This window comes from Brevundimonas sp. P2_A6 (genome assembly GCF_056404975.1).
The window spans coordinates 1,008,904-1,033,451 of record NZ_JBFUCZ010000001.1 but is presented as its reverse complement, the minus strand read 5'-3'; the positions used below and the strand labels follow the sequence as shown (position 1 = coordinate 1,033,451).

The window sequence follows — 24,548 nt, the reverse complement described above, 5'->3', positions numbered from 1 at the left end:
TAATGCCTGATCTGTCCCAAGCCATCCATCTCGCCGCCTCGGAACTGACACTCGCCATCGGCGCGCTCGTCCTGCTGATGGTCGGTGCCTTCATCGGCGAGAAGTCGGCGCGTCTGGTGTCCATCCTGTCGGTGGCGCTGCTGATCGCGGCCGCTGCCGTCGCCGCGACCGGCCCGCTGGGCACCGCCTTCAACGGGGCCTATGTCGCCGATCCGCTGGCCGTCTATGCCAAGGTCGCCATCTATCTGGCCTCGGCTGTGGCCGTCGTGCTGGGTGGAGGCTGGATGCATCGCACCGGCATCGCCCGGTTCGAGTTCCCGATCCTGATCGTCCTGGCCGCCGTCGGCATGGGCATGATGGTGTCGTCGGGCGACCTGATCAGCCTCTACGTCGGGGTCGAGCTGCACTCCCTGGCCCTGTACATCCTGGCCGCCTATCACCGCGACGACCTGAAGGCATCCGAAGCGGGCCTGAAGTATTTCGTGCTCGGGGCCTTGTCGTCGGGCCTGCTGCTCTACGGCTCCAGCCTGATCTACGGTTTCTCGGGCACGATGCATTTCGACGGCATCGCAGCCTACGCGACCGCCAACCCCGGCCCCGGCCTGATCTTCGGCCTGGTGTTCCTGATCTGCGGCCTGGCGTTCAAGGTGTCCGCCGCGCCGTTCCACATGTGGACGCCCGACGTCTATGAGGGGGCACCGACGCCGGTCGTGGCCTTCTTCACGACCGCGCCCAAGATGGCCGCCATGGTCCTGTTCGCCCGCGCGCTCAGCGAAGGCTTCCTGCAGGCGCACGACCAGTGGGCGCAGGTGCTGATCCTGATCGCGCTGGCCAGCTTCGTCGTGGGGGCGTGGGGTGGTCTGGCGCAGAAGGATATCCAGCGTCTGCTGGCCTATTCGTCGATCGCCAACATCGGCTACGCCATCCTGGGCATCGCCGCGGGCACGCAGCAGGGCCTGCAGGCCATGGTCATGTTCATGACGCTGTACATGATCGACACCATGGGCTTCTTCGCCATCCTGCTTTCGCTGAGCCGGAACGGCCGCCCGATCCGCAAGATCGCCGATCTGGCGGGGCTCAAGACCGACCGGCCGGTCACGGCCATCGCCATCACCGTGCTGTCGCTGTCCGTGCTAGGCATGCCGCCGTTTTCCGGCTTCTGGGGCAAGTACTACGTGTTCGGCGCTGCGGCCTCTGCCGGCTACTGGATGGTGGCGGCGGCGGGTCTGGTGGCCTCGGTCGTGGCGGCCTTCTACTACCTGCGGATCATCAAGCTGATGTGGTTCGACGCGGCCCCCGAAGGCACGATCGCCACCGACAAGGCCCCGGTCGAAGCGCAGTGGATCGGCTGGGCCTGCGCGGCCTTTTCGTTCCCGCTGGTGATCATCGGCCTGACCTGGCTGGAGCCCCTGACCCGCATCGCCGCCACCGGGTTCGGAGCGAAGTAGGGCGGTGACGCCGCCCATCCACCTGCTCGACGAGATCGATTCCACCAACGCCGAGGCGCGACGTCGCGCCGAGGCCGGCGAGACGACCAGACAGTGGATCGTCGCTCGCCGTCAGTCCGCCGGGCGCGGGCGTCGCGGGCGCGAGTGGAACAGCGACAGCGGCAACCTGTTCGCCACCCTGCTGACCCTTACGACCAAGGCCCCGGCCGAGGCGGCCCAGGTGACCTTCGTCGCCGCACTCGCGGTCGCCGACCTGCTGGACGCCTTCGCCGTTCCGGGCGTGGTCAGCATCAAATGGCCCAACGATGTGATGCTGGCGGGCGAGAAGGCGGCAGGGATTCTGATCGAGTCGGGCACCCATGCGTCGGGCACCCTGTGGCTGGCCGTCGGCATCGGCGTGAACCTGGCCCATGCGCCGGAGGGAACCGAGCGTCCAGCGACCAGCCTGGCCGCTCACCTGAGATCCGATGTCGCCTATCCACCCTCCATCGACGCCGCCGCGACCGTGCTGGCCGAGGCCTTCGCCGTCTGGCACGCGCGCTGGGAGAGCCTGGGCTTCCAACCCATTCTCGACGCCTGGACCAGGCGCACCAACGGCCTTGATGGCCCCTGCGTCGCTCGGCTCGGTCACGAGACGGTCGAGGGCATCGCCGATGGGGTGGAACCGGACGGCGCGCTCCGGCTTCGGACGGCCAGTGGCGACCTTCGCCTGATCTCGGCCGGTGACGTCTTCTTCGGCACCGACGCGCATGAGAGAGCCGCATGATGCTGCTCGCCATCGAACAGGGCAACACCAATACGCTGTTCGCGGTCCATGACGGCGAGAGCTGGATCGCCCAATGGCGCACCGCGACCGAGGCCAGCCGCACCGCCGACGAATACGCCGTCTGGCTGACGCAGCTGCTGGCGATGCGCCGGATCGAACTGGCCAGCCTGACCGGCTGCATTATCTCCAGCGTCGTCCCGCAGTCGATCTTCAACTTGCGAAATCTGGCCCGGCGCTATCTGTCGGTGGAACCGCTGGTCATCGGCGACAACGTCGAGTTGGGCATCCCCGTGCGCATCAAGAAGCCGAGCGAGGCCGGCGCCGACCGGCTGGTCAACGCCATCGGCGCGCACCTGGTCTATCCCGGCGACCTGATCGTCATCGACAGCGGCACGGCCACGACGTTCGACGTCATTGCGGCGGACGGCGCATTCGAGGGCGGGGCCATCGCGCCCGGCATCAACCTGAGCCTTCAGGCCCTCCATGAGGCCGCCGCCATGCTGCCGCGCATCGCGATCCAGAAGCCCGACACCGTGATCGGCAAGGACACCGTGTCCAATATGCAGTCCGGGGTCTTCTGGGGTTATGTCAGCCTGATCGAGGGCATGGTCGCCCGCATCAAGGCCGAGTGGGGGGCACCCATGACCGTCGTCGGGACCGGGGGCGTGGCCAGCCTGTTCGAAGGCGCAACACAATCCATCGACCGGTTCGATCCGGACCTGACCATCCGCGGCCTGCTCGAAATCTGGCGCCGCAATACCCATCTGACGGACACATGACAAAAATCAAAGCGAACGACGAACTCGTCTACTTGCCGCTCGGCGGCTCGGGCGAGGTCGGTATGAACCTCAACTGCTACGGCTATGGCTCCGAAGAGGACCGCCAGTGGATCATCGTCGATGTGGGCGTGACCTTCGGCGACCAGTCCACGCCCGGCGTCGACATCATCGTGCCCGACCCCGCCTTCCTGGAAGGCGAGACGATAAAGGGCATCCTGCTGACCCATGCGCACGAGGACCACATCGGGGCCCTGCCGTGGCTGTGGGAGCGGATGAAGGCACCGCTGTACGCCACGCCCTTCACCGCCTTCCTGATCCGCGAGAAGCTGCGCGACCGGGGCCTGCGGGACGTCAAGATCATCGAGGTGCCGATGGGCGGCCACGTCGATCTGGGGCCGTTCAGCGTCGACTTCGTGACGATGACCCACTCGATCGCGGAGCCCAGCGGGCTGAAGATCACGACGCCGCTGGGGACCGTGTTCCACACCGGCGACTGGAAGCTGGATCCCAACCCCATCATCGGCAAGCCGACCGACATCGCCACCATCCAGAAGATGGGCGACGAGGGCCTGCTGGCCATGGTCTGCGATTCGACCAACGTCTTCGTCGAGGGCGAGGCCGGGTCGGAGCTGGAGGCACAGGAGGGTCTGATCGAACTGATCGGCAGCCTGAAGAAGGGCCGCATCGCGGTCGGCTGTTTCGCCTCCAACGTCGCGCGGATGGTCAGCGTGATCAAGGCGGCGGACAAGGCCGGCCGTCGCGTTGCCCTCGCCGGGCGGTCGATGCACCGGATCACGGCGGCTGCGAAACACGTCGGCCTGTTCAATGACTCCAAGGCCATCCTGTCCGAGGACGAGGCCCGTCACTGGCCCGCCGACGAGATCCTGTATCTGTGCACCGGCAGCCAGGGCGAGGACCGCGCCGCCCTGTCGCGCGTCGCCGACGGATCGCATCCCTTCATCAAGCTGGGGCTGGGCGACCACTGCATCTTCTCGTCGCGGGTCATCCCGGGCAACGAACTGCCGATCGCCGAGCTGCAGGACCGGCTCGCCGACCGGGGCGTGCGCCTCTACACCGAGAAGGACCATCCCGGTATCCACGTCTCCGGCCACCCGTGCCGGGACGAGATGCGCCAGATGTACGCCTGGGCCCGCCCGCGCATCTCGGTCCCGACCCACGGCATGCGCCGCCACCTGATGGAGCACGCGGCGCTGGCCCGCGATCTGGGCGTGCCGGAGACGGTGACACCCCGCAACGGCGACCTGGTCCGCCTGGCCCCCGGCGTCGCCGCCATCATCGACGAGGTGCCGAACGGCCGCCTCTATGTCGACGGCGGCATGGTGGTGACCGAGAAGGGCGAGGCCCTGCGCGAGCGTCGTCACGCCTCGACCAACGGCGTGCTGGTCGTCAGCTTCGCCATGGACAAGCGCGGCAAGATCGTCAGCGACATCGACGTGCGCGGCATCGGCCTGCCGGGCGACGAGGTGACCACGCTGGGCGACTCGCTGGACGATCTGGCGGAACGCGTCGAACAGGCCGTCAACAGCCTGAAGGGCGAGGCGCGCGACGACGACATGGTGGTCGAACAGGCCGTGGCGCGGGTGCTTAAGAAGGCGTCGCAGCAGATCTGGGACCGCCGCCCCATCGTCGAGACGGTGATCCTGAGGCTTTAGGATCGTGGCACGCCCGGTCTTCGAAAGGGTTCGGGACCGGGCGCGCCGCCTTCGCCGACGCATCGCCAAGGCCCGCTATCCGCTCAACGGCTGGCGCAAGTGGGCGGTGATCGCGGGGCAGGGTCTGGCGGGGTTCGTCGTGCTGTTCGCCGTCGTCAACCTGGGCCTCAGCCTGTCCACCTTCAGGGGGGAGAACCCGGCTTCGCGCACCGCGCATGAGCTGGGCGTGCTGTGGTTCAGCACGACAGGCGAGCGACCGACGTCGGATGAGGCCTTCCGCGTCGTGCACGGCGGCGAGGTCGGCGACAAGCCGAGCGCCGCCGACATCCGCGCCCATTTCGAGCGGGCATCGGAGGGCGGCACCTTCCTGCTGGATCAGGTGATCATCGACCGGATGCAGGCGCTGAACGGGCGGATCGACAGCCGGGTCATGCCGCCGGGCATCTATGTCGGGGCGCATGCGCTGGGGCCGGACGACGCGCCGATGGTCTGGGTCACCAAATGGATGGCGCAGTATCTGCTGTTCCCGCGCCATGCTTACATTCTGGTCGTGCCGGAGCAGGGCGAAGCGCTGGTGTTCTCGGCCAGCCAGGAGGCGAAGTTTCCGATCCACACCGGCGATCCGCAGCGCCTGTCGGCCCGGATCGCGCCCTATGACGACGACGCCTACGACTTCCCCAGTTCGGGCGAGGCCCTGCACGAGATGACCATCGTCAGCCGCGACCCGGCCGTGGTGGCCGCCGCCCCCGCCGCGCTGGAGGCGGCGCGTAAGCGGCTGAACGCGCTGGACCGACCTTATGGGTTACTGGCACCCAACTCCAACACCGTGGTCGGCTGCATCCTGGAGAACGCGGGCCTGATGTCGGCGCAGGTGCGACGATCCACCTTGCTGGCTTTGCGGGCTCCCGGCATGGGCGCGGCTTGCCCGGCGTGAGGCGAGGGGCCATAGCGTCGGCCATGATCGGCAGACTGAACCATATCGGCGTTGCGACCCCCTCCATCGAGGCCAGCGTCGCCCTGTATCGCGACATGCTGGGGGCCACGCAGGCGGACGAACCGTTCGACCTGCCGGCGCAGGGCGTGCGCGTCTGTTTCATCGACCTGCCCAACAGCCAGATCGAGCTGATCGAGCCGCTGGGCGACGACAGCCCGATCCACGGCTTCCTGGCCAAGAACCCCAAGGGCGGTCAGCACCACGTCTGTTTCGAGGTCGAGGACATCATCGCCGCCCGCGATACCCTGCGCGCCAAGGGGGCCTCGATCCTGGGCACGGGCGAGCCGCGGATCGGGGCGCACGGCACGCCCATCCTGTTTCTGCACCCCAAGGACATGGGCGGCGTCCTGATCGAGCTCATGGAAGCGCCGAAGGAGGCGCACTGACATGCCCATCGGCCCCGTGACCATGTTCGCCATCTACGTCGTCGTCTGGTGGGTGGTCCTGTTCGGCATCCTGCCGCTGGGCACCTCGGCCGAGACGCACGAGCCGCCGACCGACGGCAGTCAGTGGGGCGCGCCCAAGACGCCGAACCTGAAGCGCAAGTTCATCACCACGACCTGGGTCGCCCTGATCGTCTGGGCTCTGGTGATGTTCCTGGTGTTTATCGGCTGGATGCCTCTGCCGGACCTGGCCCCGCCCGCGGTCTAGACCGCCTAGCTTTTGCCCCGCTCTAACGGCTAAAGCAGGGGCTTTCCCTGACGCCTTCGCATTCGAGACGCCCATGCGCCTGTCGCGCTATTTCCTGCCCACGCTGAAAGAGGCGCCCAGCGACGCCCAGATCGTCTCGCATCAGCTGATGCTGCGGGCCGGGATGATCAAGCAGGAAGCCGCCGGCATCTATGCCTGGCTGCCGCTGGGCCTGCGGGTTCTGAACCGCATCGAGCAGATCGTGCGCAAGGAACAGGAGCGAGCAGGGGCCGTCGAAGTTCTGATGCCCACCCTGCAACTGGCCGACCTGTGGCGCGAGAGCGGCCGCTACGACGCCTATGGCCCCGAGATGCTGCGCATCACCGACCGGCACGAGCGCGAGCTGCTGTACGGGCCGACCAACGAGGAGATGATCACCGACATCTTCCGCAGCTTCGTGAAGAGCTACAAGGCCCTGCCGCTGAACCTGTTTCACATCCAGTGGAAGTTCCGGGACGAGCGTCGGCCACGCTTTGGCGTCATGCGCGGGCGCGAGTTCCTGATGAAGGACGCCTATTCGTTCGATCTGGACGAGGCGTCGGCGCGCACAGCCTACAACCGCATGTTCGTGGCCTATCTGAACACCTTCGCCCGCATGGGTCTGAAGGCTGTGCCGATGCGTGCCGACACCGGCCCGATCGGCGGTGACCTTAGCCACGAGTTCATCGTCCTGGCCGAGACCGGCGAGAGCGAAGTCTTCTGCGATCGCAAGCTGGTCGAGATGGCCCCTCCTGGATATGACTTCGACGCCGCGAGCGTCCAGGCCGTGTTCGACGAGCGCACCGCCCTCTACGCCGCCACCGAAGAGATGCACGACGCGGCCCAGTTCGAGGCCCAGACCGCCGAGGGCGACCGCCTTTCGGCGCGCGGCATCGAGGTTGGCCACATCTTCTATTTCGGCACCAAATACTCGGCCCCGATGAAGGCCAGGGTCGCCGGGCCGGACGGCGTGGATACCGAGGTCCACATGGGCTCCTACGGCGTGGGGGTCTCTCGCCTGCTGGGCGCGATTATCGAGGCCAGCCATGACGACGCGGGTATCATCTGGCCCGACGCCGTGGCCCCGTTCGACGTGGTGGTCATCAACCTGCGCGCCAACGACCCTTCGGTCTGCGAGGCCTGCGAGGCGGCTGTCGATGCGCTCGAAGCGGCCGGCAAGTCGGTCCTCTATGACGACACCGACGAACGGCCGGGTGGCAAGTTCGCGACCGCCGACCTGATCGGGATCCCGTGGCAGCTGGTCATCGGTCCCAAGGGCGTGGCCGAGGGCGTGGTCGAGCTGAAGCGCCGCGCGACGGGCGAGAAATCGATCCTGCCGCTGGATCAGGCGATGGAGCGGATCGGTTGACCGCGACGCCGCTGGGCGCGCCGCCCAAACCCGCCGGGGCTTTTTCCGCCTGGGAGATCGGCCTGGCGCTTCGCTATCTGCGCGCCAAGCGCAAGGAGGGCGGGGTGGCGACCATCGCCATTATCAGCTTCATCGGCATCATGCTGGCCGTCGCGGTCCTGATCAGCGTCATGAGCATCATGGCCGGGTTCCGCACCGAGCTGCTGGGTCGGATGCTGAGCTTCAACGGGCACATGTATGTGCAGGGTCAGGTGCTGAACGCGCCCAACCGTGACGCCATCGTCGATCGTCTGCGGGGTGTCGAGGGCGTCGTCAGCGTCAGCCCGCTGACAGAATCGCAGGCCCTGATCATCGCGGGCGGCCAGACGACGGGTGGGGTCGTTCGAGGCCTGCGTCCAGAAGACCTCGACACGATGCAGTATGTGTCCTCCAGCCTGTCGCCCCAGGCCAAGGCCAGCTTCGGCCAGGGGGCCTATGGCGGCGACAACGTCCTGATCGGACAGGCGCTGGCGGATCAGCTGGGCGTTCGGGTCGGCGATCCGATCCAGATCTATTCGCCGACCGGGGCGGACTCGGCCTTCGGCAACCTGGGCGGGCTGTCCAAGACCTATCGCGTCGGCGGCATGTATTCGTCGGGCACGGCCGATTACGACCGCATCTTCATTTTCATGCCGCTGGAGCAGGCCCAGCTGTTCTTCGGCAAGGAGGGCGTCTGGGACGTGATCGAGATGAAGGTCGCCCAGCCGGATCGGGTCGGTGACTATATCGCGCCGGTCCGCGCCGCCGCCGGGCCGGGGGCCTTCGTTCAGGACTGGCGCGATCGCCTCGCCGCCTTCTGGGGCGCGCTGAAGGTCGAGCGGGTGGCCATGTCGATCATCCTGGGTCTGGTCGTCGCCATCGCCGCCATGAACATCATCTCCGGCATCGTCATGCTGGTGAAGAACAAGGGGCGCGACATCGCCATCCTGCGCACCATCGGGGCCAGCCCTTCGTCGATCCTGCGCATCTTCTTCATGGCGGGCGCGACCATCGGCGTGGCGGGGACACTGGCGGGCCTGACCCTGGGCCTGCTGTTCTGCCTGAACATCGGGCCGATCCAGCATTTCCTGGAGGCGATCACAGGCGTCCAGTTGTTCAACGCCGACGTCTATATGCTGGACGCCATCCCGGCCGAGGTCGATCCGGTCGACGTGTTCTGGGTGGCCCTGTGGTCGTTGATCATGAGCTGCGTGGCCAGCCTGCCGCCGTCGTGGAACGCGTCGCGCATCGATCCGGTCGAGGCCCTGCGTTATGAGTAGTCCTGTGCTGAGCCTGCGCGGGATCACCCGCACCTATGCGACCGGGCAGGGCGGTCTGACCGTGCTGAAGGGCGTCGACCTCGATATCTTCCCCGGCGAACTGGTCGGGCTGATCGGTCCATCAGGATCGGGCAAGTCGTCATTGTTGCATGCCGCCGGCCTGCTGGAACGACCTACCTCGGGCGAGGTGCGGATCGACGGTGAGGATGTGGGCAGCCTCGACGAGCGGGCGCGGACGCGGTTGCGCCTGTCGCGGATCGGCTTCGTCTATCAGTTTCACCATCTGCTGCCGGAGTTCGACGCGAGGGACAACGTGGCCCTGCCCATGCGTATCGCCGGCTATTCCGAGACGGACGCCCGCGCCCGCGCCGCGACGGCGCTGGGGTCCCTGGGTCTGGCCGAGCGGACCCTGCACCAGCCGGCCCAGATGTCGGGCGGGGAGCAGCAGCGCGTGGCGCTGGCGCGCGCTTTGGCGAACAGCCCGCGCCTGCTGCTGGCCGACGAGCCGACCGGCAACCTGGATCCCGCCACCAGCCAAACGGTGTTCGAGGCCCTGCAGAAGCTGGTCAAGGAAACCGGCGTCGCGGCCCTGATCGCCACCCACAACATGGAGCTGGCCGGTCACATGGACCGGGTCTTCGCCCTGAAGGAGGGACTGCTGGAAGAGCGTCAGGCCGAGAGCCGCGAATACTAGCCTGTGCAAGGCTTTCGCCAAGGGCTCGGGTGGACTCGATCGACACCGAGTCCAACGAGTCCAAAACTTGATGTCGCGTTTCAGGATATCAGCATAAACCACTGTTTTATTATTCTAGATTTCGTAGTTCCCGGTTTTGGATCGCCGCCATCGCGTCCGCTGGCGGCGACGGGGGGCGGGATGCGACCGAATGCGCCCTCGTCCGAGCCGATGGAGAGGGTTCACGAGCTTTCGGGGAGGCACTAAGACCGCACCATGACCTCCGAAGACGTCCTGAACGAATTCCGCTCTGCCGGTGCCCTGCGCGAGGGGCATTTCGTGCTGTCCTCGGGCCTGCACAGCCCGGTGTTCCTGCAGAAGAACCTGGTCTTCATGGACGCCCGCCGCTGCGAGCGGCTGTGCAGGGCGCTGGCGGAGAAGGTCGTCGCTGCGGTCGGGTCGGTCGATGTCGCCATATCGCCGGCCGTCGGCGGCATCATCCCCGGCTACGAGACCGCGCGGCACCTGGGCGTCCCGTCGATGTATGTCGAGCGCGAAGGCGGGGCCTTCAAACTTCGCCGGGGCTTTCACGTCGAGCCGGGCCAGAAGGTGGTGATGGTCGAGGACATCGTGACCACAGGCCTGTCGAGCCGTGAGTGCATCGCCGCGATCCGGGAGGCGGGCGGCGATGTCGTGGCCGCCGCCTGCATCGTCGATCGTTCGGGCGGCCGGGCCGATGTCGGCGTGCCCCTGATCGCCCTGGCCACGTTGGATGTGCCCGCCTATCCCGCCGATGCCCTGCCAGCCGAGCTGGCGGCCCTGCCGATCGAGGATCCGGGCAGTCGCAGGCTGGCGAAATGACCCTTCGCCTCGGCGTGAACATCGACCACGTCGCCACGGTGCGGAATGCGCGCGGCGGACTGTATCCCGATCCGGTCCGGGCGGCTCGAGAGGCTTTGGAGGCCGGGGCCGATGGCATCACGGCGCACCTGCGCGAGGACCGTCGCCACATCTCGGACGCCGATATCGACCACCTCTCGGCCGTGCTGCGCGATCAGGACCGGCCGTTGAACCTGGAGATGGCGGTGACGCAGGAGATGCTGGCCATCGCCCTGCATCACCGGCCCCGCGCCGTCTGTCTGGTGCCTGAAAAGCGCGAGGAGCGGACGACCGAGGGCGGACTCGACGTCGTCGGTGGTCACAACTGGATCACGCCCGTCGTGGGGCGGCTGAACGAGGCTGGTTCGCGAGTCTCCCTGTTCATCGGGGCCGATCCCGCCCAGATCGAGGCCGCGCACCGGACGGGCGCAGCCGTCGTTGAGCTTCATACCGGAGCCTATTGCGACGCCGTGCGCGACGGGCGGCTGGACGATGCGGAGCGCGAAATGACCGCCTTGAGGACTGCAGCCGGCCTTGCGCACAGCCTGGGGCTGGAGGTCCATGCGGGCCACGGCATCGACTATGAGACCGTCACCGCCGTCGCCGCGATCCCCGAGATCATGGAACTGAACATCGGCCATTTCCTGATCGGAGAGGCGATCTTCGTCGGTCTGGGTCCCGCGATCGCCCGGATGCGGACCTTGATGGATCAGGCGCGCGAGCCCGTCGTGTCGTGATTATCGGGGTCGGCGCGGACCTGTCGGACATTCGGCGCATCCAGTCGTCGATCGACCGCTTCGGCGATCGCTTCAAGAACAGGTGCTTCACCGAGATCGAGCGGACCCGCTCGGAGCGCAAGCCCGATGCGGCCTGGAGCTATGCCAAGCGCTTCGCGGCCAAGGAGGCCTGTGCCAAAGCCCTGGGCACCGGCATGCGCCGCGACGTCTACTGGAAGGACATGGGAGTGGTGAACCTGCGGTCCGGCCAGCCCACCCTGGCCCTGACCGGTCCGGCGGCCGACCATCTGGCGCGACTGACGCCGCCGGGACACACCGCGCGCATTCATCTGACGCTGTCTGACGAACACCCGTATGCACTCGCCTTCGTGGTGATCGAAGCCTTGCCGATGGCGTAATCGGTATATAGGCGTGCGTTGACGAGGCCGCATCGCGCGGCCGGGGACAGGCTGTCAGACGATGAGCGAAGAGATCAAGCGCGGCCCGCACGCGGACGAAACCCACGACAGCCCCGCGCCGCCGCCGGAACCGTCCGGGCATGGGGCCGCCGCGCACGATCATCACGCCCCGGAACCCGATGCCCCGGCGCACGACGCCGAAGATCACCACGCGCCGGAGACGACCGAAGAGGCCTTCGCAGCCTCTGAAAGCGATGCGCCGGAGGCGCTACTGACGCCTCAGGAACACGTCGAGGACAGCGCGCCGCATGCCGCGTCCGAAACCCACGACCAGCCTGACGTCTCGCCGACGCCCGAGCCGGTGGCCGCCCCGGCGCCGGTCGCGGCACCCGTGACGTCCGCATCCGCGCCCCGCCCGATCTGGAGCGATCAGGGCGACGCGCCCTTCGACGATCGCAAGGAAAAGATCCCCGCCGGCGCTCGCGTCGCGGCGCGCGACGACGACCACGACGGGGGCGGATCGGCCGCGTCCGAGACCTTCGAGATCGTCAAGACCATCGTCGTGGCCCTGGCCATCGCCTTTGTCCTGCGGGTCCTGCTGTTCCAGCCCTTCACCATCCCGTCGGCCTCGATGGAGCCGAACCTGTATGAGGGCGACTACATCGTCGTGTCGAAGTGGGCCTATGGCTATTCGAAGTTCTCGTCGGGACTGCCGGTCAATCTGCCGCTGGGTGATGACCGGGTCTTCGGCCGGGCCCCGAACCGGGGCGACATCGTGGTGTTCAAGCTGCCGCGCGACGACAAGACTGATTACATCAAGCGCGTGATCGGCTTGCCGGGCGACAAGATCCAGATGATCGCCAACAAGCTCTACATCAACGGCACACCGGTTCAGGACGTGACCGTGGGCGCGTCCGAGGTCGCCGACGTGTTCGGGCCTCGTCCGGTGACCGAGGTCCGCGAGACCCTGCCCAACGGCAAGACCTTCATGACGCAGGACTTTGGTCCCGGCGGCGATCTGGACGACACCGGGGTCTATGAAGTGCCGATCGGCCACTACTTCATGATGGGCGACAACCGCGACAACTCGATCGACAGCCGTGTTCAGGAATCGGCCGGTGTCGGCCTGGTGCCGGACGAGAATCTGGTCGGCAAGGCCGAGATCATCATGTTCTCCTGGTCGCCGGGGGCCTCGCTGTGGAACCCGGTCAGCTGGTTCCGGAACATCCGGTTGAGCCGCTTCTTCAAGATCCTCGACTGATGACGAATGCCCGGGCCGAAGCGGTGGCCGCGCTGGTCGACCGCATCGGCCATGTCTTCCGCGACCCCGCCCTGCTGGAGCGGGCCCTGACCCATTCCAGCGTGGGGGAGGGGGCCGACAAGGCCGCCGGCAAGCCCGCGCGCCACAATGAGCGGCTGGAGTTCCTGGGCGACCGGGTGCTCGGCCTGCTGGTCGCCCAGCGGCTGCATCAGGATTTTCCAGCGGCGGACGAGGGCGAACTGTCCTCGCGCCTGCACGCCCTGGTCGACAAGCACGCCTGCGGGCGGGTGGGCGAGGCGCTGAAGATCGGTGCGGCGCTACGCCTTTCGCCTGGCGAGACCAAGACGGGCGGTCGTCGCAAAGAAGGTGTCGTGGCCGATGCGGTCGAGGCCTTGCTGGCAGCGGTGTTCCTGGACGGCGGGCTGGATGCGGCCCGCGCCGTCTTCGACCGCGCCTGGGCTCATGAACTGTCGTCGCCCGCGCCACGCGCGCTCAACAATCCGAAATCCGCGCTACAGGAATGGGCGCAAGGCCAGGGGCGGCCTCTGCCCGCCTATCGCGTCATGGGCCAGACTGGCTCCGACCACGCTCCGACCTTCACGGTCGAGGTGACCATCGAGGGCGTCGAACCCTTGACCGCGACCGGGCGTTCGCGTCAGGACGCGGAAAAGGCGGCCGCGACCGCCATGTTGCAACGAGAAGGCGTGATTTGACCGAGACCTCGAATACCCGCGCGGGCTTCGCCGCCATCATCGGCGCGCCCAACGCCGGCAAATCCACGCTGGTGAACCGCCTGACGGGATCAAAGGTCTCCATCGTCACCCAGAAGGTCCAGACGACGCGGTTTCCCGTGCGGGGCATCGCCATGGAGGGCAGCGCCCAGATCGTCCTGGTCGACACGCCCGGCATCTTCACCCCGCGCCGCCGTCTGGACCGCGCCATGGTCGCCTCGGCCTGGGGCGGGGCGCAGGATGCGGATGTGGTCGTTCACCTGATCGACGCGGCCTCTCACATCGCCTCGGACGGCAAGGAGGGCACGCCCGCCGATCGCAAGTCCGCCGAGGACACCGAGACCATTATCGCCAATCTGAAGGCGACCGACACCCGGGTCATCCTGGCGCTGAACAAGATCGACGGCATGCGCCGCGACACCCTGCTGGCCCTGTCACACGCCCTGTTCGAAACCGGCGTCTATTCCGAGGTCTATATGATCTCGGCCCTGTCAGGCGACGGGGTCGACGACCTGAAGCAGCGTCTGGCGATGTCGATGCCCGAGGGTCCCTGGCTGTATCCAGAGGATCAGTCCGCCGACGTGCCGATCCGCGTGCTGGCGGCCGAGATCACGCGCGAGAAGGTCTATTTGCGCGTCCACGAAGAGCTGCCCTATTCGGCGGCGGTGGAGACCACGGCCTTCGACGAAAAGGCCGACGGCTCGGCCCGGATCGAACAGACCATCTATGTCGAGCGGGAGAGCCAGCGTCCGATCGTGTTGGGCAAGGGCGGCCAGACCCTGAAGTGGATCGGCCAGAAGTCGCGCGAGGAGCTGACCGAGTTGCTGGACCGGCCGGTGCATCTGTTCCTGACCGTCAAGGTCGATCCCAAATGGCAGGACAGCCGGGCCCTCTATGCCCAGTTCGGCCTGGACTTCGACGTCTAGGACATCCGCTCGCGCAGAGTTGAGCGCGGGAACGCCGGTCGGGCGTGACGAATCGCGCGGAGCCGTTACCAAGCCCCATGTTCCACGTTCCGCGTACCTCCGGGGCCCATCCCCGGCTTGTCCTCAGCCTGATCGCCATCGCGGCCCTGATCGGCGGGGCCGGTCTTGCCGCCGCCCTGACGGCGCGGCCCGTGCCGACGGCCCCGTCATATCGCGCGGCCCTGCCGGAACGGCCGCCGGTCGAAGTGGTGCAGGACCTGCCCCAACTCGGCGCGCGCCTTCAGCGCGAGGCGGACGTGGGCCGGTTCATGGGGGCTGTGCTGGTCGCGCGCGGCGACCAGATTCTGTTCCGCCAGGCCTATGGAACAGCGGACGTCGCCACGGGCGCGCCCAACCGGATCAACTCGCGTTTCCGACTCGCCTCGGTGTCAAAGCAGTTCACGGCCGCCGCCATTCTGAAGCTGCAGGATCAGGGGAGGCTGTCGGTCGACGACCCCGTTTGCAAGTGGATCCAGCCGTGTCCGGCCGCATGGGCACCGATCCGGCTCAGCCATCTGCTGTCGCACACCTCGGGCATCCCGGACCTGATGGCGCGGCCAGGATGGGGCAATCGGCGCGTGACGCCCGCAACGTTGAACGAACTCACAGAAGACTCAAAGGCATTCAGCCTGTCCTTCATGCCAGGTTCGAAGCTGACCTATGACAATGCGGGGTTCAACCTCGCAGCGGCCGTGGTGGAAAAAGCCAGCGGGATGGCCTTTCCCGACTATCTGCGGACCACCTTCTTCGAGCCGCTGGGCATGACGGACACCGGCTTCGACGACGATAGTGATCTCGGCATCGTCACCGGACACGCGACATTCCCGGCTGGCCTGACCGCCCAGCGCCAACCCAATGTCTCCATCGTGTCGGGGGCGGGCGCGCTCTATTCGACGCTGGACGACATGCTGGTCTGGGAACGGGCGCTGCACGGCGGCCACGTGCTGGCGCCGTCCACCTATGCCCAGATGATCGCCGATCACGCCCCGGCCGATCAGCCCAAGGAGCGGAACGGTCTTCGTCGTCGCGACTGGGGCTATGGTCTGATGGCCAACCGTCTGGGCGAGCGCGTGACGCCGGCGTTCGAGGATTGGGAAATCTACCATACCGGCAGCTGGTCGGGCTTCCGCAACCTGGTCACATGGCAGCCCGATGCGCGGATCGCCGTGATCGTGCTGTCGAACAACTATCACCAGCAGCCTCAGGTCCTGTTGATCTCGCAGCAGGGGATGGCCGAGGCCCTAGGCCATCCCTTTCCGCAGGCTCTGGCGCACTAGGCGACCACAACCTCGGCCAGCTGATCCAGGCACATCGTCCAGCCCTGGGCCATGCCCGACAGATACGGCGCGGCCCCCGCCTCGGCCGACAGCAGCGTAACCTGCAGCGTCAACAGTGTCCCGTCGCCATCGTCGGCGAAGGTCACCACATGGTGGTTTTCGAACAGGATGGCTCCATCCTGACGGATCCGGGTGCGGAACTCCAGGCGGGCCGGTTCGTCCACAGCGATGTATTCGCCGTCGAAACCGTGCTCCTGACCCTCGGGCGAACGCATCACCGCCTCGATTTTCCCGCCGGGCCTAATATCCAGGGTGAGTTGTGGCATGGTGAAGGGACGCGGTGCCCACCACGCTGCCAGCCTCGCCGGGTCGGTCCAGCATTTGAAGACTAGGGATGGCGGTGCGTCGAAGGTGCGGGTCAGACGCAGCGAGCGCTGCTCGGCCGGAATGCCGGGGTCGATGATCATGTCGTCCTCACGATCGGAAAGAGCGCCCGCAACCGGTCGTTGCGAAGCCACAGGCCGCCCCACATGAACAGGCCGAGATAGACGCTGAAAAGCGTGTGGCTGAACAGAGGATTGTCGACGCGAAGATTGGTCGCCAGCGCCCCGCCCAGATAGGCCATCATCAGTACCGCCCCGAGGACAGCGGTGCGGGGGATCAGATAGAGCACCAGGCATCCCAGCTCGATCAAGCCCAGCAGCAAGGTCTTGTCCGGCGTCCAGCCGCTGGGACCCATGTTCGCGGCCACGACGTCCGGCATGAAAAACTTGGGATAGATGGACGCGCCCAGCATGAACAGGGCGAACAGGCCGGTCAGTACGCGGCCGATCCAGATCGTGGGGGAGGCCTTCATGACGCACCGCCAGGCTTCCAGCCCTCCACAGGTTGGACGTTGATCATCCATGGTATGCCGAACTTGTCGGTCAGGCTGCCGAACCCCGGCGACCAGAAGGTCTCGGCGAAGGCCATCACGATCTTCCCTCCCTCGGCCAGGGCGTCGAACGCCTGCTGCGCCTCTGCGAAGCCGTCGAAATGCAAGGTGACGTCAAAGCCGTTCTTGGGCTCGTTGATATGGGTCGCCCAGTCGGAATGCATGTCCGATCCCATCAGCGCCTGGTCGCCGACCTGCAACCAGCAGTGCATCAGCCAGTCCTTCATCTGGGCCGGCAGTCCCATTTCGGGCGGGGCGTCACCGTACGTCATGGCGGCGGTGATCTCGCCACCCAGGACCCTGGCGTAGAAATCAAAGGCTTCGCGGCAATTTCCCGCAAAGCTTAGGCTTGTCACGATCTTCATGGTCGTCTCCTTCAGGTTTGTTTTTGCGACAGCCAGACGTCCAGCCGACCGAACGTGGAGGTCCAGCCATGGGTGTGCCCTTCCAGGCTGCGTTCCGACTTCAGGCCCTCGTGGACGAAGACCATGCGGGTCCGGCCATCCGGCAGCTCGTGCAGGACGACGGTCACCAGAGTGTCTGCGGGCGGTCCGTCCTCATGGCTCTCGTCCCACTTGAAGGTGAAGACCAGGCGCTCCGGCTCGACCACCTCACGATACATACCGCCTTGCCACAGGACCTCGTCCGTCGTGGCCGAACCCAGGCAGGCGCGCCACAGACCGCCGACCCGCAGGTCGTTGGTCCCCGACAGCATCGGCCATTCGATCGGACCCAGCCAGTGAACCCGCATCTCCGGCCGGGTCCACGCCATCCAGACCAGGGCACGGGGCGCATCGAAGATCCGCTCCAGCTCCAACCGATGTGGAGCCAGCGTCGGCAGATCGGGCAGGGTGGTCGCGACCGTGCTCACGACCGCCTCACAGCGTCTTGAGCAAGGCGTTCAGCTGATCGGCGCACGCGCCCCAGCCTTCCTGGAAACCCATCTGCTCGTGCTGCTGCCTGGTCGCCTCGTTCCAGTGACGGGCGGTGGCGACATAGCGGGTCTTGCCGTCGGGCTGTGCGGTCAGAGCCACCTCGGCCGACATGAAGGGAAGACCGGCCGGCAACCAGCCCTTCACGAAAGCGTCCGTGGTGATCCAGCGCGTCGGCTCGATCAAAAGGAAGACGCCGTCATTCGGCATGACCTCGCCATTCGGTCCGTGCATGGTGAAGGCGAAACGCCCGCCGACCTCTGGCTCGATCACCGCGTCGGTGATCGACCAGGGCTTTGGACAGAACCACTGCGACAGAAGGGCCGGGTCCATCCAGCAGCGGCGGATCTGTTCGGGCGTGCCGTCCAGAAAGCGCTCCAGGACCAGTTCGTGGCGATGCTCGCCGGTTGCGACGCAAGGGTCGATCTGCGCTTCGGCGGTCTCAGTTTCGTGGGCCATTGGGGTCACCTTTCTGGATTTTAGTGAGGTAGGTTTCGAGGCGATCGAAGCTGGAATCCCAGTATCGTCTGTAGTGTTCGAGCCATTCCGCGACACCTTTCAGCGCCATCGGTTCCAGCCGGGCGGGACGCCACTGCGCTTGCCTGCCGCGAGAAATTAGTCCTGCCTTTTCCAGCACTTTCAGATGTTTGGAAACTGCGGGCAAGCTCATGTCGAATGGGGCCGCCAGATCGTTGACGCTGGCGTCACCTTCCGCCAGCCGCGCAAGGATGGCTCGACGGGTCGGGTCGGCCAGGGCGGCGAACTTTGCAGACAGAGCATCGGCTTGCATGGCGGCATTTCTTGTTCAACTGATCGGTTAAATGCACGTCCCTGATCGCGTAGGCAACCGGGGAGTTAAATAAATGTCGGGAACGCCCTCGGCGCGCCGCCGTTGGAAGCGGGACCCAATGGAGATACCCATGCGAGCCGTCATCCTCAGTTGCACTTTGAAGGCATCGCCCGAACCGTCGAACACCGAAGCCCTGGCCAAGGTGGTGTCGGCCGAGCTGGAAAAGGGCGGGGCCGAGGTCGAAATGATCCGCCTCGTTGATCACGACATCCGTCCCGGCGTCACGGCCGACGAGGGCAAGGGGGACGGCTGGCCCGCGATCGACGCCAGGTTGAAGGCCGCCGACATCGTCGTGTTCGCGACACCCACCTGGCTGGGCCAGATGTCGAGCGTCTGTCTGCGCGCGCTGGAACGGATGGATGCCTGGTTTGGCGAGACCGACGATAGTGGACGTCCCGTCGCCTTCGGCAAGGTCGCGGGCGTCGTCGTCACCGGCAACGAGGACGGAGCCCACAACATCGTCGCCACCGTCTGCCAGGGTCTGATCGACATGGGCTTTACCATTCCGGGTCAAAGCTGGACCTACTGGCACCTGGGCCCAGGACCGGGACCCGACTACACCGAGACGGATCAGGGCCACGACTACTCCGACCGTGTCGGCCGCAACGCCGCGCGGAACCTGATCGCGATCGCCAAGGCGATCTCGTCCGAGACCTATCCGGTTCCCGAAAGCGGCGAGTAGCGCTACGACGGGGGCTTTCCCGTGCCGGAGGCCCTCGTGTCCTTGATATTCGCCGCCCTCGCGGCCCTGAGCATCCAGGCCACCACGCCGGAGACCGAAGTCGCCGCCGTTCTGGATCGACTGAACGCGGCATCGACCGCGGCCGATGCGGATGCCTATTTCGCGCTCTACACGCCCGACGCGCGCTTCATCGGCACAGATGCAGGCGAACACTGGACGGTCGAACAGTTCCGGGCCTATGCCACGCCCTATTTCGAACAAGGCAAGGGCTGGTCTTATCCAGCCACCGCGCGGGTCATCACCATCGCCCCGATCGAGTGTCGCTGCGTGGCCTGGTTCGAGGAACAGCTGACCAATGACAACTATGGCCGGACGCGCGGCTCGGGCGTCATGCGTCTCACGGACGGTGGCTGGAAGATCGAGCAATACGTCCTCAGCCTGGCTGTCCCCAACGATCTGGCCAGCCCCATCGCGCGCATCATCAAGGCGTATGAAACGGCCAGGGAGGCCCCGGCTCCCTGATGGAGTTTCATGAGGAAGCTTTCGTCCTGTCGGCGCGGTCCCACGGGGATACGGGCGTCGTGGTGGATCTGCTGACCGAGACTCACGGCCGGCAGGCGGCCTATGTGGCGGGCGGGGCCTCGCGCCGGATGAAGCCCTTTCTGCAGGCCGGGGCCCGGGTCATCGCAGACTACCGCGCCCGCACGGCCGACCACCTCGGGTCTGCGCGCCTTGAGCCCGTGGGGGAGGGGCCAAGCGCATTGTTCGACGACGGGTTGGCATTGGCCGGCCTGGCCGCTGCGGCCGCCGTGGCGCAAGGAGCGCTGCCGGAGCGTGAGCCGCATCCGGGTGCCTTTCTGGCGTTCGAAGCCTTGATGTCGGCGTTCGCCGTCCCGGCGGTCTGGCCAGCGATCTTCGTGCGGTTCGAAGCGGGTCTGTTGGAAGATCTGGGGTTCGGATTGGACCTGTCCCGCTGTGCCGTCACGGGTTCGATGGACGATCTGATCTGGGTCAGCCCCCGAACGGGTCGGTCTGTCAGCTCAGGCGCGGGCGCCCCGTACGCCGACAAGCTCTTGAAACTCCCGCCCTTCATGCTGGGTGCCCAGGCCGGGTTGCGTGACGGCGACGTGCGCGACGGTCTGGATCTGACTGGCCATTTCCTGGAGCAGTTCGTGTTCCATCCCCAAAACCGCCCGCTTCCGCAGGCGCGCGTCTGGATGGTCGCGAAGCTGGCGGAACAACACCGCCTTTGACCGAAAATCCACGCCGCAGGGCGCAGGGTCAATCGCGGCTTAACCCCATTTGTGTACGCTGCCGGTCAATGTCAGGGCCGGGGTATTTTAGACGATGTTGCCACTCATCGACGATTTCGACATCTTCGTGCCTGACGCAAACGGCGGAGACATCGCCACGTTCTTCGACGTTTCCGTCGATCTTCTGGTCATTCGAGACCTGCAAGGCATCGTGATCAAGGTCAGCCCGTCCTGGACCACGACCCTGGGATACCAGCCGTCCGAAATCGAAGGGCTGCCGCTGCTTTCGCTGGTCCATCCCGACGACCTGCCCGTCACCCTGGAAAGCGTGCGGGAGGTCGAGAGTCGACGCCCGGGCGATCCCACTCGGGGCCAGATCAACCGGTACCGACACAAGGACGGCCATTACCTGACCATGGAATGGCGCGCGCAACGACGGGGTCGATACATCTATGGAGTGGCGCGCGACGTCACGGCGCGTGTCGCCGCCGAGGCGGACCTGCATACCGCACGGATCGCCGCCGAGGCCGCGAACCGGGCCAAAACCGATTTCCTGGCCAATATGAGCCACGAAATTCGCACGCCACTGAACGGCGTGATCGGTATTCTGGATGCACTGTCGCGGACCGCGCTCAGCTCGGATCAGATGGAGATGGTGGAGCTGATCAGCGATTCGAGCGCGACGCTGGAACGGCTCGTGTCGGACATTCTCGACATGTCCAAGGTCGAGGCCGGCAAGCTGGATCTGGAACTGCACGCTTTCGACCTTGAGCTGGCCATTCGCGGGCCGATCGACGTCAGTCGCGCCAAGGCGGTCGCCAAGGGCCTCGATTTCGTGGTCGATATCGCCCCGGAGGCGCGCGGCACCTTCCTGGGTGACAGCACCCGCCTGCGTCAGGTTGTCGGCAACCTTCTGTCCAATGCGGTCAAGTTCACGGCCGTCGGGCGGATCGTCCTGACCGCATGGATGACGGAAGACGCGGACGATCAGACCTATCTGGTCCTGACCATTCAGGATACCGGCGTCGGCTTTGATGAAGATCAGGCGGCGCTGCTGTTCGGTCGCTTCAACCAGGCCGACAGCACGATCACGCGCCGCTTCGGCGGCACGGGGCTGGGTCTGTCGATCTGCCGATCCCTGGTTCAGCTGATGGGTGGCGACATCGACGCCCGGTCCGAACCCGGTGCCGGCAGTTGCTTTTCGATCCGGCTTCCCTTGCCCCGGGTCAGCCCGATTCAGAAGACCGATCTCTCGCGTCGCCCGGGACCGGTCGAGAGGATGGACACCGACCGACCGCTCCGCGTTCTGCTCGCCGAGGATCATCCGACGAACCAGCGGGTCGTCGAGCTGATCCTGAACGGGATCGGCGCCGACCTGATCATCGTCGAGGACGGGGCCGAGGCCCTGACGGCCGCGACCACGGACAGGTTCGACGTGATCCTGATGGACATGCAGATGCCTGGCATGGACGGATTGGCCGCCACCCGCGCGATCCGCGCCCATCAGGCCGGCACGGACATCCGCACGCCCATCGTCATGCTCAGCGCCAATGCCATGGCCGAGCATCGCGAGAGAGCCTACGCCGCCGGAGCGGACCTTCATGTGCCCAAGCCCATCACCGCCGCCAGTCTGCTGGCCGGAATCGAGACGGCCCTGGGCGTCTGAGGCTAGACTCAGGCCTTCGCCTGAGTGATTCGAGCCTGCATGACCATCCACACTCCCCCGCCTGAGAGCGGCCGCATCGTCGACGAGCCGATGGGCGAGGCGCTGAGCCGCCGCTACCTGGCCTATGCCCTGTCGACGATCACCAACCGGGCGCTGCCGGACGTGCGCGACGGGTTCAAGCCGGTGCACCGCCGTATCCTGTACGCCATGCACCAGATGCGGCTGAACCCGCAGGCGGCGGCGCGAAAGTGCGCCAAGGTCGTGGGTGAAGTCATGGGCGGCTATCACCCGCATGGCGACGCCTCGATCTATGACGCGCTGGTTCGTCTGGCCCAGGATTTCGCGCAACGGTATCCGCTGGTCGACGGGCAGGGCAACTTCGGCAACATCGACGGCGATAACGCCGCGGCCATGCGCTACACCGAGTGCAAGCTGACCCAGGCCGCCATGCTGCTGATGGACGGAATCGATCAGGATTCCGTGGACTTCCGTCCCACCTATGATGACCAGGACGAAGAACCCACCGTGCTGCCAGCGGGGTTTCCCAACCTGTTGGCCAACGGATCGTCCGGCATCGCCGTGGGCATGGCGACCTCGATTCCGCCCCATAATGTCGGCGAACTGATCGACGCCTGTCTGCTCCTGCTCGAGCGGCCGGACGCGACGACGGCGGAGCTGGCCGAGATCGTGCCGGGACCGGACTTTCCGACCGGCGGGGTGGCGGTCGAGGGTCATGCTTCGATCCTCGATGCCTATGAGACCGGGCGAGGCGGGGTCCGTCTGCGCGCGCGCTGGGAGCGCGAGCCGCTGGAACGGGGCGGCTATCAGATCGTCATCACCGAGGTGCCCTATCAGGTCCAGAAGTCCAAGCTGATCGAGGCCCTGGCCGAGCTGATCGAGCAGAAGAAGGCTCCGCTGCTGGGCGACGTCCGCGATGAGTCGGCGGAGGACATCCGCATCGTCCTGGACCCCAAGAGCCGCAATATCGACGCCGACAGCCTGATGGAGAGCCTGTTCCGGCTGTCGGACCTGGAGGTGCGGTTTCCGGTCAACATGAACGTGCTGGACGCCACCGGCACGCCGAGGGTCATGGGGCTGAAGGCCTGTCTTCAGGCCTTCCTGGATCACCGTCGCGAGGTGCTGAACCGCCGCTCGGCCTGGCGGATCGAGCGGGTCGAAAAGCGGCTGCATCTGCTGGAAGGCCTGCGGATCGTCTTCCTGAACCTGGACGAGGTCATCCGGATCGTGCGCGAGGAGGATCAGCCAAAGGCCGTGCTGATCGCCCGCTTCGGACTGTCGGAGACCCAGGCCGACTTCATCCTCGATACCCGTCTGCGCCAGCTGGCGCGGATCGAGGAGATGACGATCGAGAATGAATTCAAAGCACTGTCGGAGGAACTTGCCTCGCTGCAGTCGCTGACGTCATCGCCCGCCAAACAGTGGAAGAAGATCGGGCAGGAGCTGGCTGCGACGCGAAAGGTCATGATCTCGCCGCGCCGGACGACCATCGCCGAGGCCGTCGATACCTCGGCCTTCGTGCCCGCCGAGGCCTTCATCCCGCGCGAGGCCATCACCGTCATCCTGTCCGAGCGCGGCTGGATCCGTGCGGTGAAGGGAAAGGTCGAGGATCCGTCGGAACTCAAGTTCAAGGAAGGCGACGCGCTGGGCTTCCTGGTGCCCGCCTTCACGACCGACAAGCTGCTGGTGGCGGCATCCGACGGGCGTGTCTTCACCGTGGGAGCCGACAAGCTGGCGTCCGGGCGCGGCCACGGGGAGCCGCTGCGCCTGATGGTGGAGCTGGAAGAGAGCGCGGGCATCGTTGCCGTTCTGGCTCACCAGCCGGGCGCGAAACTGCTGATCGCATCGAAGGCCGGCTATGGCTTCATCGCGCCGGAAGACGAGTTGCTGGCCCAGAAGCGCGGCGGCAAGCAGGTGCTGAATGGCGATCTGCTGGCGGCGCTTCGGGTCACCGGCGACCACGTTGTCACCATCGGCGAGAACCTGAAGACGCTGATCTTCAAGGCTGACGAATTGCCCGAAATGGGCAGGGGCAAGGGCGTCAAGGTTCAGTCGTTCAAGCAAGGAGGCCTGACCGACATCGCCGTCTTCGACGGCGCGCACGGGCCCGAATGGGTCGACGGCGGAGGGCGCCGTCGCAACTGGCCCGACTGGAAGGACTGGCTGGGCAAGCGCGCCGGGGCAGGGCGGATGGGACCGCGGGGACTGCGCAAATTCCGCTGACCCAGACTTTCCGCGATTTCACTATTCGTCGCAGTCAGGTCGAGCGATAATCGCCTTCACATCGGGGGAGAAC

28 protein-coding genes are annotated in these 24,548 nt (G+C 66.4%); 22 read left to right on the top strand and 6 right to left on the bottom strand.

What is annotated here, in order from left to right; translation table 11 throughout:
• Window positions 1–2 precede the first annotated feature (2 nt).
• The 17 genes from nuoN to AC1DW4_RS05180 all read left to right on the top strand — a co-directional run bounded on the left by nuoN (window position 3) and on the right by AC1DW4_RS05180 (window position 15,917).
• Window positions 3–1,448: an NADH-quinone oxidoreductase subunit NuoN gene (nuoN, locus tag AC1DW4_RS05260; RefSeq protein ID WP_477016171.1), complete on the top strand. Its 1,446-nt coding sequence runs from the start codon at window positions 3–5 to the stop codon at window positions 1,446–1,448.
• Window positions 1,449–1,452: 4 nt separating this feature from the next.
• Window positions 1,453–2,214 carry a biotin--[acetyl-CoA-carboxylase] ligase gene (locus AC1DW4_RS05255; protein ID WP_477016170.1) on the top strand — a complete coding sequence of 254 codons (762 nt, stop codon included), beginning with the start codon at window positions 1,453–1,455 and terminating at the stop codon, window positions 2,212–2,214.
• The gene (locus AC1DW4_RS05250; protein ID WP_477016169.1) at window positions 2,211–2,993 is read left to right on the top strand and encodes a type III pantothenate kinase; all 783 of its coding nucleotides are present in this window, start codon (window positions 2,211–2,213) and stop codon (window positions 2,991–2,993) included. Before AC1DW4_RS05255 ends, AC1DW4_RS05250 begins: the two co-directional genes overlap by 4 nt.
• Entirely contained in the window at window positions 2,990–4,666 is a 1,677-nt protein-coding gene (locus AC1DW4_RS05245; protein WP_477016168.1) for a ribonuclease J, read from the top strand. The genes AC1DW4_RS05250 and AC1DW4_RS05245 overlap by 4 nt, the downstream gene beginning before the upstream one ends.
• A 4-nt stretch (window positions 4,667–4,670) precedes the next feature.
• Window positions 4,671–5,600: a hypothetical protein gene (locus tag AC1DW4_RS05240; protein ID WP_477016167.1), complete on the top strand. Its 930-nt coding sequence runs from the start codon at window positions 4,671–4,673 to the stop codon at window positions 5,598–5,600.
• Window positions 5,601–5,623: 23 nt separating this feature from the next.
• On the top strand, window positions 5,624–6,046 hold the full coding sequence (mce, locus tag AC1DW4_RS05235; protein WP_477016166.1) for a methylmalonyl-CoA epimerase: 423 nt from the start codon (window positions 5,624–5,626) through the stop codon (window positions 6,044–6,046).
• A 1-nt stretch (window position 6,047) separates the two neighbouring features.
• On the top strand, window positions 6,048–6,311 hold the full coding sequence (locus AC1DW4_RS05230) for a DUF1467 family protein (protein WP_477016165.1): 264 nt from the start codon (window positions 6,048–6,050) through the stop codon (window positions 6,309–6,311).
• 73 nt (window positions 6,312–6,384) lie between these two features.
• Window positions 6,385–7,698, top strand: a complete 1,314-nt coding sequence (proS, locus tag AC1DW4_RS05225) for a proline--tRNA ligase (protein WP_477016164.1) — start codon at window positions 6,385–6,387, stop codon at window positions 7,696–7,698.
• The gene (locus tag AC1DW4_RS05220) at window positions 7,695–8,996 is read left to right on the top strand and encodes a lipoprotein-releasing ABC transporter permease subunit (RefSeq protein WP_477016163.1); all 1,302 of its coding nucleotides are present in this window, start codon (window positions 7,695–7,697) and stop codon (window positions 8,994–8,996) included. The genes proS and AC1DW4_RS05220 overlap by 4 nt, the downstream gene beginning before the upstream one ends.
• Entirely contained in the window at window positions 8,989–9,690 is a 702-nt protein-coding gene (locus tag AC1DW4_RS05215) for an ABC transporter ATP-binding protein (protein ID WP_477016162.1), read from the top strand. Before AC1DW4_RS05220 ends, AC1DW4_RS05215 begins: the two co-directional genes overlap by 8 nt.
• Window positions 9,691–9,945: 255 nt before the next feature.
• The gene (pyrE, locus tag AC1DW4_RS05210) at window positions 9,946–10,530 is read left to right on the top strand and encodes an orotate phosphoribosyltransferase (RefSeq protein ID WP_477016161.1); all 585 of its coding nucleotides are present in this window, start codon (window positions 9,946–9,948) and stop codon (window positions 10,528–10,530) included.
• The gene (locus AC1DW4_RS05205) at window positions 10,527–11,285 is read left to right on the top strand and encodes a pyridoxine 5'-phosphate synthase (RefSeq protein ID WP_477016160.1); all 759 of its coding nucleotides are present in this window, start codon (window positions 10,527–10,529) and stop codon (window positions 11,283–11,285) included. Before pyrE ends, AC1DW4_RS05205 begins: the two co-directional genes overlap by 4 nt.
• Window positions 11,282–11,683: a holo-ACP synthase gene (gene acpS / locus AC1DW4_RS05200; RefSeq protein ID WP_477016159.1), complete on the top strand. Its 402-nt coding sequence runs from the start codon at window positions 11,282–11,284 to the stop codon at window positions 11,681–11,683. The genes AC1DW4_RS05205 and acpS overlap by 4 nt, the downstream gene beginning before the upstream one ends.
• A 466-nt stretch (window positions 11,684–12,149) precedes the next feature.
• Window positions 12,150–12,944, top strand: coding sequence for a signal peptidase I (gene lepB, locus AC1DW4_RS05195; RefSeq protein ID WP_477016222.1), 795 nt, complete (start codon window positions 12,150–12,152; stop codon window positions 12,942–12,944).
• Entirely contained in the window at window positions 12,944–13,657 is a 714-nt protein-coding gene (rnc, locus tag AC1DW4_RS05190) for a ribonuclease III (RefSeq protein ID WP_477016158.1), read from the top strand. Before lepB ends, rnc begins: the two co-directional genes overlap by 1 nt.
• The gene (gene era, locus AC1DW4_RS05185; RefSeq protein WP_477016157.1) at window positions 13,654–14,601 is read left to right on the top strand and encodes a GTPase Era; all 948 of its coding nucleotides are present in this window, start codon (window positions 13,654–13,656) and stop codon (window positions 14,599–14,601) included. Before rnc ends, era begins: the two co-directional genes overlap by 4 nt.
• A 77-nt stretch (window positions 14,602–14,678) precedes the next feature.
• A complete protein-coding gene (locus AC1DW4_RS05180) occupies window positions 14,679–15,917 on the top strand; it encodes a serine hydrolase domain-containing protein (protein ID WP_477016156.1) in 1,239 nt (412 codons plus the stop codon).
• Here the strand turns inward: AC1DW4_RS05180 and AC1DW4_RS05175 are convergent.
• Genes AC1DW4_RS05175 through AC1DW4_RS05150 form a run of 6 tightly spaced genes read right to left on the bottom strand, consistent with a single transcriptional unit; the run spans window position 15,914 to window position 18,573 of the window.
• Window positions 15,914–16,384 (bottom strand): SRPBCC family protein, encoded by a 471-nt coding sequence (locus AC1DW4_RS05175; RefSeq protein ID WP_477016155.1) that lies wholly within the window; start codon window positions 16,382–16,384, stop codon window positions 15,914–15,916. The genes AC1DW4_RS05180 and AC1DW4_RS05175 overlap by 4 nt on opposite strands.
• Window positions 16,381–16,773 carry a DoxX family protein gene (locus AC1DW4_RS05170; RefSeq protein WP_477016154.1) on the bottom strand — a complete coding sequence of 131 codons (393 nt, stop codon included), beginning with the start codon at window positions 16,771–16,773 and terminating at the stop codon, window positions 16,381–16,383. Before AC1DW4_RS05170 ends, AC1DW4_RS05175 begins: the two co-directional genes overlap by 4 nt.
• Entirely contained in the window at window positions 16,770–17,216 is a 447-nt protein-coding gene (locus AC1DW4_RS05165) for a VOC family protein (RefSeq protein WP_477016153.1), read from the bottom strand. Before AC1DW4_RS05165 ends, AC1DW4_RS05170 begins: the two co-directional genes overlap by 4 nt.
• Window positions 17,217–17,227: 11 nt before the next feature.
• Window positions 17,228–17,722: an SRPBCC family protein gene (locus AC1DW4_RS05160; RefSeq protein ID WP_477016152.1), complete on the bottom strand. Its 495-nt coding sequence runs from the start codon at window positions 17,720–17,722 to the stop codon at window positions 17,228–17,230.
• Between the two features lie 7 nt (window positions 17,723–17,729).
• Entirely contained in the window at window positions 17,730–18,242 is a 513-nt protein-coding gene (locus AC1DW4_RS05155; protein ID WP_477016151.1) for an SRPBCC family protein, read from the bottom strand.
• Window positions 18,226–18,573: an ArsR/SmtB family transcription factor gene (locus AC1DW4_RS05150; RefSeq protein WP_477016150.1), complete on the bottom strand. Its 348-nt coding sequence runs from the start codon at window positions 18,571–18,573 to the stop codon at window positions 18,226–18,228. The genes AC1DW4_RS05155 and AC1DW4_RS05150 overlap by 17 nt, the downstream gene beginning before the upstream one ends.
• A 130-nt stretch (window positions 18,574–18,703) precedes the next feature.
• Here AC1DW4_RS05150 and AC1DW4_RS05145 point away from each other — a divergent pair, with 130 nt between their 5' ends.
• The 5 genes from AC1DW4_RS05145 to parC all read left to right on the top strand — a co-directional run bounded on the left by AC1DW4_RS05145 (window position 18,704) and on the right by parC (window position 24,475).
• Window positions 18,704–19,315, top strand: coding sequence for a flavodoxin family protein (locus AC1DW4_RS05145; protein ID WP_477016149.1), 612 nt, complete (start codon window positions 18,704–18,706; stop codon window positions 19,313–19,315).
• A gap of 36 nt (window positions 19,316–19,351) precedes the next feature.
• Window positions 19,352–19,837 (top strand): nuclear transport factor 2 family protein, encoded by a 486-nt coding sequence (locus AC1DW4_RS05140; protein WP_477016148.1) that lies wholly within the window; start codon window positions 19,352–19,354, stop codon window positions 19,835–19,837.
• Window positions 19,837–20,568, top strand: a complete 732-nt coding sequence (gene recO / locus AC1DW4_RS05135) for a DNA repair protein RecO (RefSeq protein WP_477016147.1) — start codon at window positions 19,837–19,839, stop codon at window positions 20,566–20,568. Before AC1DW4_RS05140 ends, recO begins: the two co-directional genes overlap by 1 nt.
• Before the next feature lie 94 nt (window positions 20,569–20,662).
• Window positions 20,663–22,234 carry an ATP-binding protein gene (locus AC1DW4_RS05130; protein ID WP_477016146.1) on the top strand — a complete coding sequence of 524 codons (1,572 nt, stop codon included), beginning with the start codon at window positions 20,663–20,665 and terminating at the stop codon, window positions 22,232–22,234.
• A 39-nt stretch (window positions 22,235–22,273) separates the two neighbouring features.
• Entirely contained in the window at window positions 22,274–24,475 is a 2,202-nt protein-coding gene (parC, locus tag AC1DW4_RS05125) for a DNA topoisomerase IV subunit A (protein ID WP_477016145.1), read from the top strand.
• Window positions 24,476–24,548 lie beyond the last annotated feature (73 nt).